Source organism: Pseudomonas sp. Hz4 (assembly GCF_054898165.1).
Genome location: NZ_CM142719.1, coordinates 4,772,334 through 4,790,260, shown reverse-complemented (window position 1 = coordinate 4,790,260; position 17,927 = coordinate 4,772,334). Strand labels below are relative to the sequence as shown.

The window sequence follows — 17,927 nt, the reverse complement described above, 5'->3', positions numbered from 1 at the left end:
GCGCCGCGCAGATGCCCAGCCCAACGGTACTTTTAAACCGCGCGGAGCCAATCGACGATATCTAGATGATTCGCAGAGCCATGCCAACAAATGTCACCCTTTTTTGCAACGCAAACGCCAGACGCTGTCTTAACAGCGGGTAGGTCAAGGGGGAAACCATGACAACGCACACATTAACCATTAAAGACTTGCAGTTGAGCGTTTCAATCCGCGGCCAAGGCTCACCGCTGCTCTTGCTCAACGGCCTGGGTGGTTTGATCCGTACCTTCGATCCCCTGCGCGATGAACTGGTGGACTACAGGACCATTACGTTGGACGTGCCCGGAGTCGGCAAATCGCAAATGCCCCGCTGGCCGATGCGTCTGCCGCGCCATGCCGACCTGATCGCCGAGATGCTCAAGCAATTGGGAATCGACCAGGTCGATGTGTTCGGCGTGAGTTGGGGCGGTGCGTTGGCGCAAGAATTCGCCCTGCGTTACCCGAGCATGGTGCGCCGGCTGATCCTCGCGGCGACCTCGGCCGGCCCGGCGATGCTGGTGAATCCCGCCGACATCCTGGATTTTTTTGGCAGGAGCAAAAGTGCCAAACCGCGCAAGCAAGAAGGCTCGCGCAATTCGATACAGACGCTGCTGCGCTTCGGTGTGGTGAACGGCATGCTCACGGTCAACCCGCGAACCTATTACCACCAGCTCACCGCCTTGGTCGGCTGGACCAGCCTGCTGCGGCTGTTCCGACTGCGCCAGCGCACGCTGATCCTCACCGGCGAACGCGACACCCTGGTGCGGCTGTACAACGCGCACATCCTGCGCCGCACCATTCGCCGTGCCGAACTGCACGTCCTGCAGGGCGAGGGGCATTTTTTCGTGGTGACCAGCGCCAGGCGAACCGCCGAAGCGATACGCGAATTCCTCTGCCAGCATCACGGCGATGAAGAGCCCGCGCCGATGATCGCCAACGGCATGTTTAAGCCACGCCTGCTGCAATCCGAGCGGAATTGATCGCTGATGCTTGCTAATGGGCTTGCCCAAGGTCGTGCAAGCCCGCTAGCAGGCCGTTGAAAACCGTAGGCGAGGCAGGCAAGACAACGCAAAAACGGCCGAAAAAGCGGTGTTCACGAGCCCCAACGTAAGTCCCATAGGGAAAAGGGGGCACCCATTAGCCAGTCTCAAACGACTGCTTTTGGCTCGCGCGGTTGAGTTCACTGACAGCTAGCCACTTGGTAGCCGATCGACGAGGAAGTTTACTAAAGTCTTCACCCTTCGGATCGGCGTGCCAACGGTAGTGACCTAAAGAAGCGACGAAATGTTGTGTTGGATCTCCAGCATCCTGAACGTCACTTTTCCGCCCTCGGTGGGATAGCCGGTGTTGTCCTGCACATACGCACCCGCTTTGAAATACAGTGGCTTGGTCTTCCAACTCGGGTCGATGGTGGTTCTCCAGTTGTATCCTGCTGCGCTGATGCCCAGCGCGCCCTTCGGGCTGAGGTGGATCTGGTAGGAAAAATTGCGGTTGAGCGGCACACCCGTCGCAATGGTGATGACCTGGCCCTCTTTATCGTCGGGACGCATGCGCACCTTGGCGACAATGTTCCCCGTCGAAGCCGACGTTTTGTACTGGTATTCCAGCTTCACCATGGGGCTGTTGCTGTCCTTGTTGTGAATCTGACCAATCACGATCTTGCCGGTGCTGGGTACCTGATTGACGGCCAGACTCGCCCGCAGTTTGTTGTCCGCCGCTGAATACTGCCAGTTGCGCAGCGTTCCATCGCTATAGGTTTCCCGCAACTCGCTGCGCGGGTAAACAGCGTTGGCTGTCCTGGAACCGGTCACAGGTGCCCAGAAGGAAAGGGTAGCGGCTTCAGAACTGAAATACTGGTCCTTGAAGCCTTGCGCCAGTCGAGGCGTTTCTATGGTGGCCGGTGGGCTGCCTTCAGGGATGCTTAAATTCCAGGTGGCGAGGTCGATCATGTCAATAATCCTGTATGCGGGGAATGTTGCGGCCACAGTTGCGCTCGAACCGACGCTATAGCTGTGTCAATTGGGTCTGCTGACTAGGAAATCCGTATGGCGGTAGATTGACGTCAAATGTTCGTCGAGATGGTTATTGCAGGCTTTGTGCCTACGGGGGGCACCGTTAGTCGGCTATTTTGGAAGTTGATGGAACTAATCCGGTTTGCTTCGGAGCTGCAGCGAAGGGACCTGAGCCATCAGTGGACGGGTCGGCTAGGACGAGTGCATGCACTGGACGAAGAACACGCGCAGAATCCGGTTTTGAATAACCGGCGCGCCGCGCCATAAAGACAGGAGACCGCTCATGAGCCACCGAAGCAATTTTGCGCTGTTGAGCTTTGATCCGGCGTTTGCGTCGTTGCGCGATGGCCTTTCGGCCGCTCAGCAAATTGACGACACACTCTGGGTGGCGAACGACGAAACCACGAGCCTGGAACGCCTGAAAATCCAGGATGCTGCGCCCGGCGGCGTCGTAAGGTGCGACGAGCACCAATCGTTTCCGCTCCTGGAATATCTGGATCTGCCCCTACCGAAACAAGACGCCGAGATCGATATCGAGGGCTTGGCCTATGGCCGTGACAGTGGTTACCTCTGGGTGGTGGGTTCCCATAGCCTGAAGCGCAAGAAGTCCGAGGCCGGCACTTCTGCACAGAAGAATATCAAGCGCCTGTCGACGGTAGAGGCGGACGGCAATCGTTTTCTGCTGGCCCGCATCCCTGTGGTGCAGCAGAACAACAGCTATGTACTCGCCAGGAAAGTGGATGCCGATGGACGTACAGCGGCGCAGCTGCAGGGCAACGAAGTCGGTAACGACCTGACCGCGGCCATTGCTGAAGATCCTCAGCTACGCGACTTCCTGCGTATCCCGGGTAAGGACAACGGCTTCGATATCGAAGGGTTGGTGATGATCGGCTCGCGCCTTCTGCTGGGGCTGCGTGGACCGGTTCTACGCGGCTGGGCCGTGTTGTTGGAGATCGAACCCGAGCTGAACGACGCCTCGTCTGACACGCTGGTGCTGAAGAAGATCGGTCCGGATGGGCGCCGCTACCGCAAGCACTTCTTCGCGCTCAATGGCTTGGGCTTGCGTGACCTGTGCACCCGCGGTGACGAACTGCTGATCCTGGCGGGCCCCACCATGGAGCAGGACGGTCCGGTAACGGTCTTCCGCTGGCGCGGCGGTTTCGCGTCCGACGAGGAAAGCGTGGTCTTCACCGATCAATTGGAGAAGGTGCTGGAGGTGCCTTTCGGGCAAGGCAACGATCACGCTGAGGGCATGTGTCTGTTCCAATCGGGCGAGCAGCCTGGGGAGGTTCTGATGATCGTCTACGACTCTGCGGCGCAGAGTCGTAAACACGGCGATACGGATGTGGAAGGGGACCTGTTCATCCTGGATTAGCCACGCACATCGACGTCAACGCGGCCTGTAGATCAGTTTGCCTGGGCTGCTGGTCGCCACCCTCGGACTTGCAGCACTGGCCCTGCAGTTCGAGTCGGTCTTCATCGCGGTGAAATGGCTCGGCGTTGCCTTTAAACGTGTGCAGTCGGCACGGGCGCCAAAGAAAAGGGGCTTGCAATGAGGAGGAGTCCATATACGGCTGTCTAGTCCTCTCATAACGTGGCATTCATGGGCAGCCCGAAAACTTACCAGGGCAAATTCTAAACACACACTTCGCTTGTAGGTCTTGAATCCTTGGACTAGACATAGCTGCAGAGTCAAATTGTGTCACTCAATAAGAGTCGATCCCTATGCATTCTGTGCTTCGTATCGGAAAAAATGAACTCGTTCGAGTGGGAGCCTTATCGCTACTAAGTCTGGCAGCACAACAAAGTCAGGCCGCATGCTCCCTGAACGCTGGGGCAGGTAACACTTCTTACGTCTGTGACGGTGGCACCCATGCTGGAAGCCTCAGCGATCTACTCGGCAACAATAGCCTTGTTTTTCCGTCCGGCGGCTCTGGAACCATAGCCGGTAATGTTAATTTTGGTGCCGGTACAGACCTGATCGACATGAACTCCGGTCGCATACTCGGCGCCATCACCCTGAGCGACGGTGCCGACCGCTTTCAAATCAGCGCCGGAACGGTCACCGGAGCGGTATCACAAGGCAATGGCATCGATGATTTCGTCATGAGCGGCGGGCAAATCCAGTCCCTGGCGCAGGGCGATGGGCGGGATACCTTTCTGATGACGGGCGGCACCATCGTCGGTGCGTATGAAGACGGTGATGTGGCCAAAGTGACCGCCGGGACTATCGGCCGAGTCGACATGAAGCTGGATGACAATATCTTTGACATGTCCGGCGGTTCGATTCTCGGCAATCTGGTCGTCGGGTTCGGCAACGATGCAATTATCGTCTCTGGAGGCAACATTGGCGGCAATATCAGTGTCAGTGGTGGGGAAGACAGCATCACAGTCAGCGGCGGGGTGATATCCGGCGAGATCCGCGCCAGCGTCGGCAATGACCAGTTCACCTGGATCAATGGCGGCTTAATCAAATCAGCGGTGCTAATGGGCGACGGCAACGATACGGCGCTGCTCCGTGGCCTGAATGAAAGCCTGTTGAGCCTCACGCCTTCTATCGACGGCGGCTTGGGCACCGACCAGTTGAACGTCGACAACACCACTTCGGCGAATGCCGCCCGGTACCTCGGCTGGGAAAGCCTCAACCTCACGAACAACTCGCACTTCGATCTTTCTGGGGATCTTTTCCTAGGGGACAGCGCGACCGGAACCGGAGTCTTTTCGATTGATGGCAGCAGCAGCCTGGCTGTAACCCGAGGCAGCATCCGCCCCTTTACTGCAGGCCAGTCGGCAACTCTGAACAACGCCGGCGTCATCGACATGATCAGCGGCAGCAACAACGCTACCGACTCCTTGACGGTCCACGGCAACTACTTCGGCAATAACGGGCAATTGCTGCTGCAAACCGTGCTAGGTGACGATAGCTCGGCCAGCGACAAACTGGTGGTATCCCAGGGCAGCATCACCGGCAATACCCAATTGGGCGTGACCAACCTGAGTGGGCTGGGCAGTTTGACCCAGCAGAACGGCATCGAAGTGGTGCAAGCGCGAAACGGCGCCACCAGCAGCAGCGATGCCTTCGCATTGAAAAGTTCGTTATCGGCCGGGGCCTATGAGTACTACCTGTTCAAGGGAGGCGTCACGGCCGGCTCCGAGAACAACTGGTACCTGCGTTCATCTGTCGTCGCAGTGCCGCCGCCCTCCGTCCCGCCAGTCGTGACACCACCACCTATAGTGCCGCTAGCGCCGCCACCCATGGTGCAACCTGCGCCGGTGGTGGACCCGGATGAGCCCGCGGTCGAACCGCCAACCGCTCGACCTGTCGCCCCCGCCGAGCCAGCCGACCCTGCACCCACGCAGATCGCCGCGCAGACTTCCCCTCTACCGGCCGCCACCACACCACCGATTCCTACAGCGGTGGCCGGCGCAGACCCGATTCCGTTGTATCGCCTGGAAGTGCCGGTGTACTCCGTGGTAATTCCCGCCGCTCAATTGATGACCCTGCAAGCACTGGGCACTTTCCACGAGAGACAGGGCGAACAAAGTCTGCTCACCGAAACCAGTGCTGTTCCCGCAGGCTGGGGCCGCGTCTATGGCAGTAACCTGCAAAAGAGCTGGTCCGGCACTGTGGCACCGAGCTTCGACGGTTCGCTCCAGGGTTTCCAGATAGGTCATGACCTGTACGCCTCGCAAACCGGCGAAGGACAGGTGCAACGCTTTGGCTTGTTTGTCGGCCACAGTCACCTGCAAGGCGATATCGATGGTTTTGCCGAAGGCTTTCACGACCGCCGCTCAGGCCGGGTGAAACTCGACGGTGATCACGTTGGTGGCTACTGGACATTGACTGACCCCGCCGGCTGGTACGTTGATTCCGTAGCGATGTGGTCCAGTCTGGACGGCGACAACCGCTCCGAGCGTGGGGTGAAAATGGACACCGAAGGGCATGCCGCCGCCTTGTCGCTGGAAGTGGGTTACCCCATTCCCGTGTCGGAAAACTGGGTGATTGAACCCCAGGCGCAGGTGATTAACCAACGTATCGATCTGGATGACCAGAACGACGGTATTTCCGACGTGTCATTTGACTCACAGGACTACTGGACTGGCCGACTCGGCGCCCGCCTCAAAGGCCGATATGTGGCGCACAACATTCCGTTTGAGCCCTATTTGAGGGCCAACGCTTGGCGCACCTTTAACGGTTACGACACGGTCACCTACAACGGCGTCGACCGCATCAAGAGCGAGCACAAATCCTCTTCGGCGGACGTCGGCGCGGGGATTGTCGCCAAACTTTCTTCTAGCGTTAGCGTGTATGGGAGTGTCGATTACAGCACCCACCTGGACACCAATGAACTGGAGGGTATCAGTGGCAACTTGGGGCTCAGAATGAGCTGGTAGTGGGCTACTGCTAAAACAGTGGGAATCTAACGTTTGCAAGGTGTCAGATTATTGCGTTACCACCAATATTTCCCGAAGTTTTCCGGATTGGCCCAAAAGCGTGAGTTGAGCCAGTCAGGTACTTGTTTGTAGTCAAGCAGGTCATAGGTGAACAGGGTCAGCACTTGATCGTCGCGCTGGAAACGTTCGCTCGCTTGCAGGGCCAGGGAGAAAAAATCGGTCTCCTGCCAGCCGCTGGCCGGCAAATCCGCCAGCACCGCGATGCGACTGGCGTTGAGGTTACGGATTCCGCCAAGCAAGTTCAGGCCATCGCGCTTGGGCAAATGCTCGAGGCAATCGACCACCAGCGCCAGGTCAAACCGGCGCGCGGCCAATTCGGCAGGCAACGCCCCGGGTGCCGCGTGTGCAACACAGGTGTCCGGGTGCGCCCGCTTGAAGGCCTCAAGCGCGGGGAATTCGCTGGCGCCAATCAGCAACAGGCGCGCGGGGGCGTAACGATCAAGCAAAGCGGCCAACGCCTGTTGGGGCGTGCGCGAAGAAATACCTGCAATCATCGAAGATCCTCAATCAGAGCTGCCAAGACTAGCCTGCTCAAGGGACCGGGCCTAGAGGTGGTTTCTCCCAAAAGCGTCTATCTACCGTGAACACGGGACAAAACTGCAATGGCCTATTGCTGGCGGAGATTAAAACTCGGGTCTTTACTTCCTGAATCGGTCCTAAGCCGATCCCCTCAGGAGAAAACTATGAGCATAGTTCGCACAGCATTACCCTTGGTTCTGCTAACCAGTGTGTTGACTGGTTGCGCAGGTTTGCAGAAAACCGACTGGCCGACCTGTGCGGCGGTCGGTGGTGTTGTGGGTGCCGGTCTTGGTGCCACTGAAAGCACGTCATGGGCGGGGTATGGTGCGCTGGCCATCGGCGGCTTGGCTGCGGCCTATTGCTGGGTTCACGGTGATGGCGACGAAGACGGCGATGGCGTGCCGGATAGCCGCGACAAGTGCCCGGGTACACCTAGAGGCGTGCAGGTCGATGCCGACGGCTGCCCTCCACCGGTGCCTGCGCCAGTGGTCGAAGAAGCGGCCGTGGTTAAAGAAGAAGTCATCGTCATTCGCGATGTTCACTTCCAGTTCGACAAAGCCACACTTACCCCTTCCGATAAAGATGTACTCAACACCATCGCCACGCGCCTGAAACAGGAATCGAGCACCGCGCAGTTGACCGTAACCGGTCACACCGACAGCGTGGGCAGTGATGCCTACAACCAGAAACTGTCGGACCGTCGTGCGCACTCGGTGGTCGAATACCTGATTTCCCAAGGTGTACCACGCAGCAGCTTCGTATCTGTCACCGGTGCCGGTGAAAGCCAACCGGTCGCTGATAACAAAACCGATGACGGCCGCTCGTCGAACCGCCGCACGGAAATCAAAATCAACCGCTAAGCCCCTCGTACTCCGTGGCTTGTGCAGTCGCGGATGCGGGTTTTTACTCCTGTGTAACCGGCATTGGCCGGTAACACAGGAGCTTTCACCATGAGTGTTCTCACACGGACCGCGCCAGTAGCGTGGTGGCCTACCTGTTGAGTCAGGGCCTGGCGCCAAACAAAGTCACCAGCGAGGGCCAGGGCGAAAGTCAACCGGTGGCCGAAAACGAAACGGATGAAGGACGGGCGAAGAACCGTCGGGTGGAGTTGCACATTCATCGCTGAGCCCCGTGATAGAGCCGTCGGATGACAATTGAGGTCGGTTCGGTGGCCATTCGGCGGCCTCCATGAAGAATTTTCCGTTGGCCTCTGGCTTATCCCGCGTGGAAGCCGGTACTGTGCTCGCAAAGAATAATTCGCAACGGAGGAGCGTATGAGCGTGTTTTGGGGGCTGGGGAAGTTGTTGACCCTACTGTTCTGGCTGGTGGTGCTGGTCAATCAGCTCGCGCCGCTTATCAATCCTCTGCATCTATTGGTCGATCTGGTTGGCAGCCTGTTGGCACTGCTCCATTTTCTGGAGGCGGTGTTCTGCTACCGCAGTCTCAGAGGTCGCGCTCACCCTTGGCGTGATCGCCTGAAGATCCTCTTTTTCGGCGTTTTCCACCTGCAAACCATCCCGGCTCCCACCGTACCGAAGGCTTCCCATGCGTAAACTCTGTCTGCTCGCCGCACTCATCAGCCCATTGGCTTGCGCTCAGGTGGTGAGCGTCGAAAGCAACTCTTTGATGCGCTTGCCCAATACCGCCAGCACCTTGCAGCTGGAACGCCTGGAAGTGGCCGATTACGGCACGTTGTTGATTCCCTCGAATGTGACCGAGGTCACCGTCGGTGAATTGCGTCTGGGCCGTGAAGCGCGGATCGCCATCGTACCCAGCGAACAGCCGCTTGAGCTGAAGGTCAGTCGTGCGCAGTTGTCCGAAGGCAGCCAGATCACTGCTCGCGGTGCGCCGGGGACTTACCTCAAGGCGGCCCGCTCCGGGCGTAACCTGAATGTGCAGATCAAGGCACTGAACGCGTCGCAATTGTGGGTGGACGCTCGCGGTGGCGCGGGCGCACCAGGTTTCGTCGGTCTCGATGGGGCTAACGGTCAGGCGCCGGGTTGTACCTGGGGTCAGGCCGGTCGCGGTGCTGATGGCAGTAATGGCAGCGATGGTCAGTCTGGAGCGCCGGGGGCGCTGGTAAGGCTGGAAGTGCCGCGCGCGTACCCGGCAGAACAGATCAAGGTTCAGGTGGCCGGTGGAGCCGGTGGTGTGGCCGGGCCTGGCGGCAAGCCTGGAGCGGGTGGCAAGGCCAAGGGCTGCTTCGTCTACAAGGCCGATGGCGGAAAAAGCGGTCGTCCTGGGGTTGATGGCCAGTCTGGGTCAGCGGGTGCGACGGGTTCGGTAACCGTGCAGCGGTTGTAACCCTTTAACTGATTGTTCCCTCGCTCTGCGTGGGAATACAGCCCGTGACGCTCCGCGTCACTGGACGCGGAGCCCCCTTGAGGCATTCCCACGCAGAGCGTGGGAACGATCACGGCCGCGCCGCAGCAATCGCCACCAGCCCCATCCCGACAATCAGATTAATCCCCACCAACTTGCGAATCCTCCCCAGCACCGAGGCACCCATTGGCCAATCCTGCGCCGCCACCGCCGTGCGCAACTCCGGCAACAACAACGCCTGAATCCGGATAAACAGCGCCGTCATCACCACGTACAACCCCATCATGACCTGCACATAGCGCGGCGCGGCTTCAAATCCGGCGTATTGCAAATGGATCATGCCGACACCGCTGATCGGCAACAGCACCACCGCCACCCAGACCCAGCGAAAAAAACCTTGAAACACTTCAACCCACAGTTTCAACCGGGCAGGGCCTTCCAGGGCTTTCATCGCAGCGGGGCGCAGGACCATCCAGGCGAAAAACATGCCCCCGACCCAGACCAGGGCGGACAGAACATGCAGGGTGTAAACGATGCCAAAAGGTGTCATTGAGGTACTCCGTTCTGCGCAGGATTAATTAGCGGGGTATGATAGCGGCCGATCCGAACCACTGAAAATTTATCCAGCGTTTTTTGCGCCCGACAATCATGATCAGCACCGAACTCAAAACCACGATCCAGGGCGCCTACTCGCGGTTTCTCGAAGCCAAGAGCCTCAAACCGCGCTACGGCCAACGCCTGATGATCGCCGAAATTGCCAAGGTCCTCGGTGACATCAACACCGACGACGAAGGCCGGCGCAGTGGCGACCCCGCGATTGTCGCGGTGGAAGCCGGCACCGGTACCGGTAAAACCGTGGCCTATAGCCTGGCTGCAATCCCCACTGCGAAGGCCGCCGGCAAGCGTCTGGTGATTGCCACGGCCACCGTGGCCCTGCAAGAGCAGATCGTCTACAAGGATTTGCCTGACCTGATGCGCAACAGCGGGCTGAATTTCAGCTTTGCCCTGGCCAAGGGGCGCGGGCGCTACATGTGCCTGTCCAAGCTCGATATGTTGCTTCAGGAAGGTCACGCGCAAACCGCCACGGCTCAGTTGTTCGAAGAAGAAGGCTTCAAGATCGAGGTCGATGAGGCCAGTCAGAAGCTGTTCACCAGCATGATCGAGAAACTTGCCGGCAATAAGTGGGACGGCGACCGCGACAGTTGGTCGACCGCACTGGAAGATGCCGATTGGGCACGCCTGACCACCGATCACAGCCAGTGCACCAACCGTCATTGCCCGAACTTCGGCCAGTGCGCCTTCTACAAGGCACGCGAAGGCATGGGCAAGGTCGACGTGATTGTCACCAACCACGACATGGTCCTGGCCGACCTGGCGCTGGGCGGCGGGGCCGTGCTGCCGGACCCGCGCGACACGATCTACGTGTTCGACGAAGGCCACCACCTGCCGGATAAAGCCATCGGCCATTTCGCCCATTACACACGTCTTCGCTCCACCGCCGACTGGCTGGAAACCACCGCCAAGAACCTCACCAAATTACTCGCCCAGCACCCGCTGCCGGGTGATCTGGGCAAGTTGATCGAACAAGTTCCGGAACTGGCGCGGGAGATCAAGACCCAGCAGCAATTCATGTTCACCGCCTGCGAGCAGGTCGCCGATTTCAAGCCCGGCGAAGACGTCGAAGGTCGCGAGCGGCCACGTCATCGCTTCGTCGGCGGGGTCGTTCACGAGCACATGCGCGAAATGGGCATCGAGCTGAAGAAGGGATTTGCCCGTCTGACCGATGTTTTTACCCGACTGACCGAACTGCTCAAGGAAGGCATGGACGGCGAGGTCAACATCGGCATCGCCAGTAACCAGGCTGAAGAGTGGTATCCGCTGTTCGGCAGCCTGTTGTCACGCTCTTCGGGCAACTGGGAATTGTGGGGCGCGTTCACCGCTGAAGACCCGGAAGACAACCCGCCCATGGCTCGCTGGCTGACCCTGGCCGAAAGCGGTTCGCTGTTCGACATCGAGGTCAATGCCAGCCCGATTCTCGCGGCGGAAATGCTCCGTCGCAATTTGTGGAACGTGGCCTACGGCGCTCTGGTGACCTCGGCGACCCTGACGGCACTCGGCACCTTCGACCGGTTCCGCATGCGTGCCGGCCTGCCGAAAAAAGCCGTAACCGCGGTAGTCCCGAGCCCGTTCCATCATGCGGACGCTGGCGTGCTGCGGGTGCCGGACCTCAAGGCCGATCCGCGTGATGCGCCGGCCCACACCGCAGCGATCATCCGCGACCTGCCAGCCTTGGTGGAAGGTTCGCGCGGCACCCTGGTGCTGTTCTCCTCGCGCAAACAGATGCAGGACGTGTTCGACGGCCTTGATCGCGACTGGCGTAAGCAAGTGTTCATTCAAGGCAACCTGTCGAAACAGGAAACCCTGAACAAGCACAAGGCCCGGGTCGATGGCGGTGATTCCAGTGTGTTGTTCGGCCTGGCGAGTTTTGCCGAAGGGGTCGACTTGCCCGGTGCGTACTGCGAACACGTGGTCATCGCGAAGATTCCGTTCTCGGTGCCCGACGATCCGGTCGAAGCGGCCCTGGCCGAGTGGATCGAGGCTCGGGGGGGCAATCCGTTCATGGAAATCTCCGTGCCGGATGCTTCGCTGAAGCTGGTCCAGGCCTGCGGTCGCTTGCTACGCACCGAAGAAGACCGCGGCACCATCACGTTGCTCGATCGACGTCTGGTCACCCAGCGTTACGGCAAGGCAATCCTCAATGCGTTGCCTCCCTTCCGTCGTGAAATTTCCTGATACAGGGCTGGGCAATTTTGCCCAACCCGTTGTCTATCTCTCTGCCATCGCTTTTCCACTGGCCCTTGTTGGTCGTTAGGGAGAACCTCGTTCTTATGATCCGCCGTTCGTTGCCCGCTGTTTTCGCGCTCATGTTCGCAGCCCCTTTGCTGGCAGCCCCTGCCGGCCAACAGACGCTGTTCAACTTCGTGCGCCCCGCCGACGTGGTCCAGGTGGCGACTCAGGACGCCAGCCTGCCGCAATCCAACGCCGAGCAAACGGCCGAGGGCGAAGTGCTGCGCCGGGTGACGTTCAACCCGGTGGCACAACCGACCTTGCGTCTGACCCCGCAGACCGGCGCCTGGGACTGGTCGCAGTCGGGCTTCATGAGTTTGCGGATTCAGAGCGCAATGGACTGGGCCGTGACCCTGTACGTGAAAATTCAGAGCAACGACGGCAAGACGCTGATAAGCCGCGTCGACTTGCCGGCCGGCCCTGCGCAAACTTTATGGGTGCCGCTGCAGCCCTTTACGCCATTGAGTCTTGGCCTGAAAGCCGGTCCGCCGATGCCGATGACGTTTGAGGGGCAACGCGTATTGCTGGCTAGCAGCGTCGGTGAACTGGAGCGCAGCCAAGTAGTATCGGTAACCTTGTCGATGGATCAGCCGAAAGTCGCCCAAAGTATTCTGCTTGAGCGCTTTGGTGTGCAGGACGGCGATACGCTCACCCAAGCGGCTTTTGGCGGTCTTGTAGACGCTTACGGCCAGTCAACCCGGACCAAATGGCCAGAGAAAGTCAGCAGCGACGAGCAACTGAAAAGCGTCGCTGCCAAAGAACAGCAGCAACTGAAAACCTGGCTGGCCGAGCGCGAGAAGTCGTCCCTGGACAAGTTCGGTGGCTGGAACAAAGGCCCGGCATTCAAGGCCAGCGGGTTTTTCCGCACGGAGAAGCGCGACGGTCGCTGGTACCTGGTCACCCCGCAAGGGCATCCGTTCTATTCGCTCGGGGTCAATACCGTCACTCCGGACGTCAACCAGACTTACATCGCCGGTCGCGAATGGATGTTCGAATCCCTGCCAAAACCCGACGAACCGCTGGCCGGCCACTATGGCGAAGGCGACAACCGCGGTGGCAACGGTGTCGATCAGGGCCGTGGATATAACGCCGGTCGCTGGTACGACTTCTATGGGGCCAACCTGCAGCGCTTGTATGGTGAACCCTGCGCATTGGGCAGCGACACCAAGGCCGGTGTCGCCGAAGCCGCCAAGGCTGACGCCGTTGAGGCAACAGCCGATAAGGCCGCTGAGCAACCTGTCGTTCCTTCGACTGCCGAATCCGGTGTCGCCGAAGCAGCCAAGGCCGGCGCAGTCGACGCGACAACCGCAAAAACGGCTGAGCAGACACCTGCCGAACCCTGCAAAGCGGTTGTTGATGAACAGCGCTGGGCCAGCCACACCCTTGATCGCCTGCAAGCCTGGGGCTTCAACACTGTCGGCAACTGGAGCGCCCCGGCGCTGGCGAACGCTGACCGTGTACCTTACACATTGCCGCTGTCGATCGTCGGCGATTACGCCAGCATCAGCACCGGCAGCGACTGGTGGGGCGGCATGCCCGACCCGTTTGACCCGCGTTTTGCCATGGCCACTGAACGTGCCGTGGCCATTGCCACCCGCGACCATCGCGACGATCCATGGCTGATGGGTTACTTTGCCGACAACGAACTGGCTTGGGCCGGCCCCGGCGACGACCCAAAAGCTCGCTACGCCTTGGCGTACGGCACGTTGAAGATGACCACCGACGTCCCGGCCAAACGCGCGTTCCTCAAGCAACTGCGGGATAAATACCGCAATCAGGCGGGCCTTTCCAAAGCTTGGGGCATTGATTTGCCGGCCTGGGAATTGATGGAAGACCCGGGCTTCGTGCCGCCGCTGCCAAGCGCCGAACTCCCGGAAATTGAAGCCGACTTCAAATACTTCCAGAAGGTCTTCGCCGACACGTACTTCAAGACCATTTCCGACTCGCTCAAGTGGCACGCGCCGAATCAGCTGTTGCTGGGCGGCCGGTTTGCCATCAGCACCCCGGAAGCGGTTGAGTCCTGTGCGCAGTATTGCGACGTGCTGAGCTTCAACATGTACACCCTGCAACCGCAGGACGGTTACGACTTCGCCAAGCTGCGCAGCCTGGACAAACCGGTGCTGATCACCGAGTTCAACTTCGGCTCGGCGGATCGCGGCCCGTTCTGGGGCGGCGTGACGCAATTGGCAAAGGAAGAGGACCGTGGGCCGGCTTACGCCAATTTCCTCAAACAGGCGATGAGCGAACCGTCGATCGTCGGGGTGCACTGGTTCCAATACCTCGATCAACCGGTTACCGGTCGCCTGCTGGATGGCGAGAACGGTCACTTTGGTCTGGTGGGCATCACCGATCTGCCGTTCCAGGGCTTCGTCGACAGCGTACGCAAGAGCAATTTGCAGACCGTCGATCAGCTCGGTAAAGACGCCGAGAAGGCCCAGGCTGAGGCGGACAACACCGGTCACGAAGCTGAGGGCGGCAGAAAAGGCGATGCTGGCAAAGGCGCAGGGCAGGGCGCTGGCCACGCGGGTGGGCATTCCGGCAAAGGCCACTGATTGCTGATAAGTACGTAAAATTTTCTGAGTGTTTCACCGGGCGGGAGGGCGACCGCCCGGCCCGGCCCTGTTCCCAAAACCTTCAATGGCTGGAACAATGCGGCACTTTGTAGAGCGTCTATCCAGGGGAGTTGCGGGTGCAGATTCAGGGTTTTTACGAGCTGAAATTCGAAGCGGTGCGTGAAGCGTTCGCGGCGCTGTTCGACGATCCTCAGGAACGTGGTGCGGCGCTGTGCATCCAGATCGGCGGTGAAACCGTCGTCGATCTTTGGGCTGGTAGCGCCGATAAGGATGGCGCTGAAGCGTGGCACAGCGACACCATCGCCAACCTGTTTTCCTGCACCAAGACCTTTACCGCGGTGACCGCCCTGCAACTGGTGGCCGAGGGCAAACTGCAGCTGGATGCCCCGGTTGCTCGCTACTGGCCGGCGTTCGCCGCCGCTGGCAAAGAGTCGGTCACCTTGCGTCAATTGCTCTGCCATCAGGCCGGTCTTCCGGCGGTGCGTGAGCTGCTGGCCCCGGAAGCCCTTTACGACTGGCAAACCATGGTTGACGCCCTGGCGGCTGAAACGCCCTGGTGGACGCCCGGTCAAGGCCACGGTTATGCGGCGATCACCTACGGCTGGCTGATCGGTGAGTTGTTGCGTCGTGCCGACGGTCGTGGTCCGGGTGAGTCCATCGTGGCGCGGGTCGCGAAGCCTTTGGGGCTGGATTTCCACGTCGGCCTGGCGGATGAAGAGTTCCATCGCGTGGCGCACATCGCCCGTGGCAAGGGCAATGTCGGCGACGCCGCCGCCCAGCGCTTGCTGCAAGTGACTATGCGCGAGCCGGCGGCCATGACCACGAGGGCGTTCACTAATCCGCCGTCTATCATGACCAGCACCAACAAACCCGAGTGGCGACGCATGCAGCAGCCGGCCGCCAATGGCCACGGCAATGCCCGCAGCCTGGCCGGGTTCTATGCCGGTCTGCTCAATGGCAGCTTGCTGGAAAGCGAAATGCTTGACGAACTGACGCGCGAACACAGCCTCGGCGAGGACAAGACTTTACTGACCCGGACCCGTTTCGGCCTGGGTTGCATGCTCGATCAACCGGACGTCCCCAACGCCACCTACGGCCTCGGCCCTCGTGCGTTCGGCCATCCGGGTGCCGGCGGTTCCATCGGTTTTGCTGACCCGGAACACGATGTAGCCTTTGGCTTTGTGACAAATACCTTAGGGCCGTACGTCTTGATGGATCCGCGCGCGCAAAAGCTTGTGCGGGCACTGGCCACTTGTCTGTAAATCGCGCTCAGGGGGTCCAGGGTCGGAACCCAAAGGCCCTTATGGTTTCCAAGCGTCTGTTTATCCGGGTCAATCCGGCCTGATTTTTCATTACCTTCATTTTGTGGATGTCCAATGTCTTCCAATAAAACTCTCGCTTTGGCCCTGTGCTTAGCAATTACCGGTTGCGCGCAAACTCCACAAAATGACTCGGATGGCAGCAGCTGGTGGCCGTTCGGTTCCTCCGACAAAGTCGCCGCTAAAGACCCGGCTCCGACTAAGGCTCCGGCACCCCTGAAGCCTGCCGCGACGGCTCCGGTAGCCAAGACTGAAAGCTCCAGCCATTGGTACTGGCCGTTCGGCTCCGATGATGCCGCCGACAAGACCCCGGCGCAGCCAGAAGTAAAACCAGAAGTAAAACCTGAAGCTAAACCTGCCGCTGTGACCAAGGCTGAGGCCGATGCAGGTGGCAAATGGTGGTGGCCGTTCGGTGGCAAAGAGCAAAGCACCGCCAAAGCCGTGCCGATGCCCGATCCGAAAGTCACCCAGGCTTGGCTCGATGACTACGAACCGCGCCTGCGCGAAGCGATCAAGGGCAGCAATCTGCAACTCGAGCGCCGTGAAAACGTCTTGGTGGTGACAGCGCCGGTAGACGGCTCGTTCAACCCTGACCGTCCGGCCATGCTGCTGCCGGTGACCCTTGGCCCGTTCACTCGCGTCGCGAAAATCCTTGAAGTTGATCCAAAGACTGCCGTGCTCGTTCTCGGCCACAGTGATACGTCGGGCGCCGCACCGGCCAACGTGAAGCTGAGCCAGGAGCGTGCCCAGGCCGTGGCGGCGATTTTCCGCCTCAGCGGTCTGCAGCGTGATCGCCTGATGCTGCGCGGTATGGGTGGCGAAGCCCCGCGTGCTGCCAACGACAGCAATGAAGGCCGAGCCTTGAACCGTCGAGTGGAACTGCTGGTGACCCCGCAAAACACCATGGTCGCGTTGCTGAGCAAGTACAACATGCCGGCCCCGGCACCAGTGAAGATGGTTGCTGCCCCGGACATCAAGCCAGTGGTCAAGCCTGTTACTCCTGCACCGGCCGCCAAGAAAGCAGCAGTACCTGCCGTCAAAAAGGCCCCGGCCAAGAAAGCCGCCGCCAAGAAAACGCCTGCTAAAACCGCGACTCCGGCGAAAAAGACCGTTCCGGCCAAAGCCGCTGCCGACTCGAAAAAAGCCACCGCCGCTGCTGCCGACGGCGACGCCACAAAGAAGTGATTCGTTAACCAGAAGGAATGCGCCATGACCCAGGGCCTGGCTGATATGCGTCGCGACTACACCCGTGATGGCCTGACCGAGGCGCAAGCCCCGGCCGAGCCATTCGGGCTGTTCCATCAGTGGTTTGCCGACGCGGTGAAAACCGAGCAACCGCCGGTGGAAGCTAATGCCATGACCCTGGCCACCGTCGATCAGGACGGTCGGCCGCATTGCCGCATTCTGCTGCTCAAGGGGCTGGACGAGCAGGGTTTCACCTTCTTCACCAACTACGACAGCGCCAAGGGCCAGCATCTGGCCGCGAACCCGTTCGCGGCCATGACTTTTTTCTGGCCGGCCCTTGAGCGCCAGGTGCGCATCGAAGGGCGGGTGGTGAAAGTCACGCCTGAAGAGTCCGACGCCTATTTTCAGGTCCGTCCACTGGGCAGCCGTCTCGGTGCCTGGGCTTCGCCTCAGAGCCGGGTGATCGTCGATCGCGCTGAACTGGAAGCGTTGCTCAAGAACACCGAGCAACGTTTCAGCGACACGCAACCTCATTGCCCTGAGCATTGGGGCGGTTATCGCTTGTTACCGGAGCGCATCGAGTTCTGGCAGGGCCGTCCGAGCCGCCTGCACGATCGCCTCAACTACCGTTTGCAGGGCGCAAACTGGATTCTTGAACGTCTGGCGCCCTAAACAGT

The 17,927-nt window shown here is 60.0% G+C and carries 14 protein-coding genes and 1 pseudogene; 12 read left to right on the top strand and 3 right to left on the bottom strand.

Annotated elements, in window-relative coordinates; genetic code table 11:
• Window positions 1-158 precede the first annotated feature (158 nt).
• A complete protein-coding gene (locus ACYZTR_RS21970) occupies window positions 159-998 on the top strand; it encodes an alpha/beta fold hydrolase (protein ID WP_461973776.1) in 840 nt (279 codons plus the stop codon).
• A gap of 288 nt (window positions 999-1,286) precedes the next feature.
• On the opposite strand, the gene ACYZTR_RS21965 is transcribed toward ACYZTR_RS21970, so the two are convergent.
• The gene (locus ACYZTR_RS21965) at window positions 1,287-1,967 is read right to left on the bottom strand and encodes a polysaccharide lyase family 7 protein (RefSeq protein WP_461973774.1); all 681 of its coding nucleotides are present in this window, start codon (window positions 1,965-1,967) and stop codon (window positions 1,287-1,289) included.
• A 346-nt stretch (window positions 1,968-2,313) separates the two neighbouring features.
• Between ACYZTR_RS21965 and ACYZTR_RS21960 the strand changes: the two genes are divergently transcribed.
• Window positions 2,314-3,405: a DUF3616 domain-containing protein gene (locus tag ACYZTR_RS21960; RefSeq protein WP_461973772.1), complete on the top strand. Its 1,092-nt coding sequence runs from the start codon at window positions 2,314-2,316 to the stop codon at window positions 3,403-3,405.
• A gap of 350 nt (window positions 3,406-3,755) precedes the next feature.
• Entirely contained in the window at window positions 3,756-6,425 is a 2,670-nt protein-coding gene (locus ACYZTR_RS21955) for an autotransporter family protein (RefSeq protein ID WP_461973770.1), read from the top strand.
• Between the two features lie 56 nt (window positions 6,426-6,481).
• On the opposite strand, the gene ACYZTR_RS21950 is transcribed toward ACYZTR_RS21955, so the two are convergent.
• Entirely contained in the window at window positions 6,482-6,979 is a 498-nt protein-coding gene (locus tag ACYZTR_RS21950; protein ID WP_461973768.1) for a DUF6231 family protein, read from the bottom strand.
• Window positions 6,980-7,168: 189 nt separating this feature from the next.
• Here ACYZTR_RS21950 and ACYZTR_RS21945 point away from each other — a divergent pair, with 189 nt between their 5' ends.
• The 4 genes and pseudogenes from ACYZTR_RS21945 to ACYZTR_RS21930 all read left to right on the top strand — a co-directional run bounded on the left by ACYZTR_RS21945 (window position 7,169) and on the right by ACYZTR_RS21930 (window position 9,308).
• Complete coding sequence (locus tag ACYZTR_RS21945) at window positions 7,169-7,864, top strand: OmpA family protein (RefSeq protein ID WP_461973766.1); 696 nt, start codon at window positions 7,169-7,171, stop codon at window positions 7,862-7,864.
• Window positions 7,865-7,974: 110 nt separating this feature from the next.
• A pseudogene (locus tag ACYZTR_RS21940) lies at window positions 7,975-8,130 on the top strand (OmpA family protein); the annotation flags it as partial.
• Window positions 8,131-8,278: 148 nt separating this feature from the next.
• On the top strand, window positions 8,279-8,557 hold the full coding sequence (locus ACYZTR_RS21935; RefSeq protein WP_461973764.1) for a DUF1145 domain-containing protein: 279 nt from the start codon (window positions 8,279-8,281) through the stop codon (window positions 8,555-8,557).
• Complete coding sequence (locus ACYZTR_RS21930; protein ID WP_461973762.1) at window positions 8,550-9,308, top strand: collagen-like protein; 759 nt, start codon at window positions 8,550-8,552, stop codon at window positions 9,306-9,308. The genes ACYZTR_RS21935 and ACYZTR_RS21930 overlap by 8 nt, the downstream gene beginning before the upstream one ends.
• Before the next feature lie 109 nt (window positions 9,309-9,417).
• On the opposite strand, the gene ACYZTR_RS21925 is transcribed toward ACYZTR_RS21930, so the two are convergent.
• Entirely contained in the window at window positions 9,418-9,876 is a 459-nt protein-coding gene (locus tag ACYZTR_RS21925) for a CopD family protein (RefSeq protein WP_461973760.1), read from the bottom strand.
• A 98-nt stretch (window positions 9,877-9,974) separates the two neighbouring features.
• Here ACYZTR_RS21925 and dinG point away from each other — a divergent pair, with 98 nt between their 5' ends.
• The 5 genes from dinG (at window position 9,975) to pdxH (ending at window position 17,922) form a co-directional block, all read left to right on the top strand.
• A complete protein-coding gene (gene dinG / locus ACYZTR_RS21920) occupies window positions 9,975-12,119 on the top strand; it encodes an ATP-dependent DNA helicase DinG (protein ID WP_461973758.1) in 2,145 nt (714 codons plus the stop codon).
• A gap of 95 nt (window positions 12,120-12,214) precedes the next feature.
• Window positions 12,215-14,725 (top strand): beta-agarase, encoded by a 2,511-nt coding sequence (locus tag ACYZTR_RS21915; RefSeq protein WP_461973756.1) that lies wholly within the window; start codon window positions 12,215-12,217, stop codon window positions 14,723-14,725.
• Between the two features lie 137 nt (window positions 14,726-14,862).
• Window positions 14,863-16,008 carry a serine hydrolase domain-containing protein gene (locus ACYZTR_RS21910; protein WP_461973754.1) on the top strand — a complete coding sequence of 382 codons (1,146 nt, stop codon included), beginning with the start codon at window positions 14,863-14,865 and terminating at the stop codon, window positions 16,006-16,008.
• Between the two features lie 114 nt (window positions 16,009-16,122).
• Window positions 16,123-17,250 carry an OmpA family protein gene (locus ACYZTR_RS21905; protein ID WP_461973752.1) on the top strand — a complete coding sequence of 376 codons (1,128 nt, stop codon included), beginning with the start codon at window positions 16,123-16,125 and terminating at the stop codon, window positions 17,248-17,250.
• 24 nt (window positions 17,251-17,274) lie between these two features.
• Window positions 17,275-17,922: a pyridoxamine 5'-phosphate oxidase gene (gene pdxH, locus ACYZTR_RS21900; protein ID WP_461973750.1), complete on the top strand. Its 648-nt coding sequence runs from the start codon at window positions 17,275-17,277 to the stop codon at window positions 17,920-17,922.
• Window positions 17,923-17,927 lie beyond the last annotated feature (5 nt).

What these genes read in the sequence shown, in the direction of transcription:
- ACYZTR_RS21970 (WP_461973776.1), top strand. Translation starts at nt 159, where the DNA reads ATGACAACGCACACATTAACCATTAAAGACTTGCAGTTGAGCGTTTCA.
- ACYZTR_RS21965 (WP_461973774.1), bottom strand. Translation starts at nt 1,967, where the DNA reads ATGATCGACCTCGCCACCTGGAATTTAAGCATCCCTGAAGGCAGCCCA.
- ACYZTR_RS21960 (WP_461973772.1), top strand. Translation starts at nt 2,314, where the DNA reads ATGAGCCACCGAAGCAATTTTGCGCTGTTGAGCTTTGATCCGGCGTTT.
- ACYZTR_RS21955 (WP_461973770.1), top strand. Translation starts at nt 3,756, where the DNA reads ATGCATTCTGTGCTTCGTATCGGAAAAAATGAACTCGTTCGAGTGGGA.
- ACYZTR_RS21950 (WP_461973768.1), bottom strand. Translation starts at nt 6,979, where the DNA reads ATGATTGCAGGTATTTCTTCGCGCACGCCCCAACAGGCGTTGGCCGCT.
- ACYZTR_RS21945 (WP_461973766.1), top strand. Translation starts at nt 7,169, where the DNA reads ATGAGCATAGTTCGCACAGCATTACCCTTGGTTCTGCTAACCAGTGTG.
- ACYZTR_RS21935 (WP_461973764.1), top strand. Translation starts at nt 8,279, where the DNA reads ATGAGCGTGTTTTGGGGGCTGGGGAAGTTGTTGACCCTACTGTTCTGG.
- ACYZTR_RS21930 (WP_461973762.1), top strand. Translation starts at nt 8,550, where the DNA reads ATGCGTAAACTCTGTCTGCTCGCCGCACTCATCAGCCCATTGGCTTGC.
- ACYZTR_RS21925 (WP_461973760.1), bottom strand. Translation starts at nt 9,876, where the DNA reads ATGACACCTTTTGGCATCGTTTACACCCTGCATGTTCTGTCCGCCCTG.
- dinG (WP_461973758.1), top strand. Translation starts at nt 9,975, where the DNA reads ATGATCAGCACCGAACTCAAAACCACGATCCAGGGCGCCTACTCGCGG.
- ACYZTR_RS21915 (WP_461973756.1), top strand. Translation starts at nt 12,215, where the DNA reads ATGATCCGCCGTTCGTTGCCCGCTGTTTTCGCGCTCATGTTCGCAGCC.
- ACYZTR_RS21905 (WP_461973752.1), top strand. Translation starts at nt 16,123, where the DNA reads ATGTCTTCCAATAAAACTCTCGCTTTGGCCCTGTGCTTAGCAATTACC.
- pdxH (WP_461973750.1), top strand. Translation starts at nt 17,275, where the DNA reads ATGACCCAGGGCCTGGCTGATATGCGTCGCGACTACACCCGTGATGGC.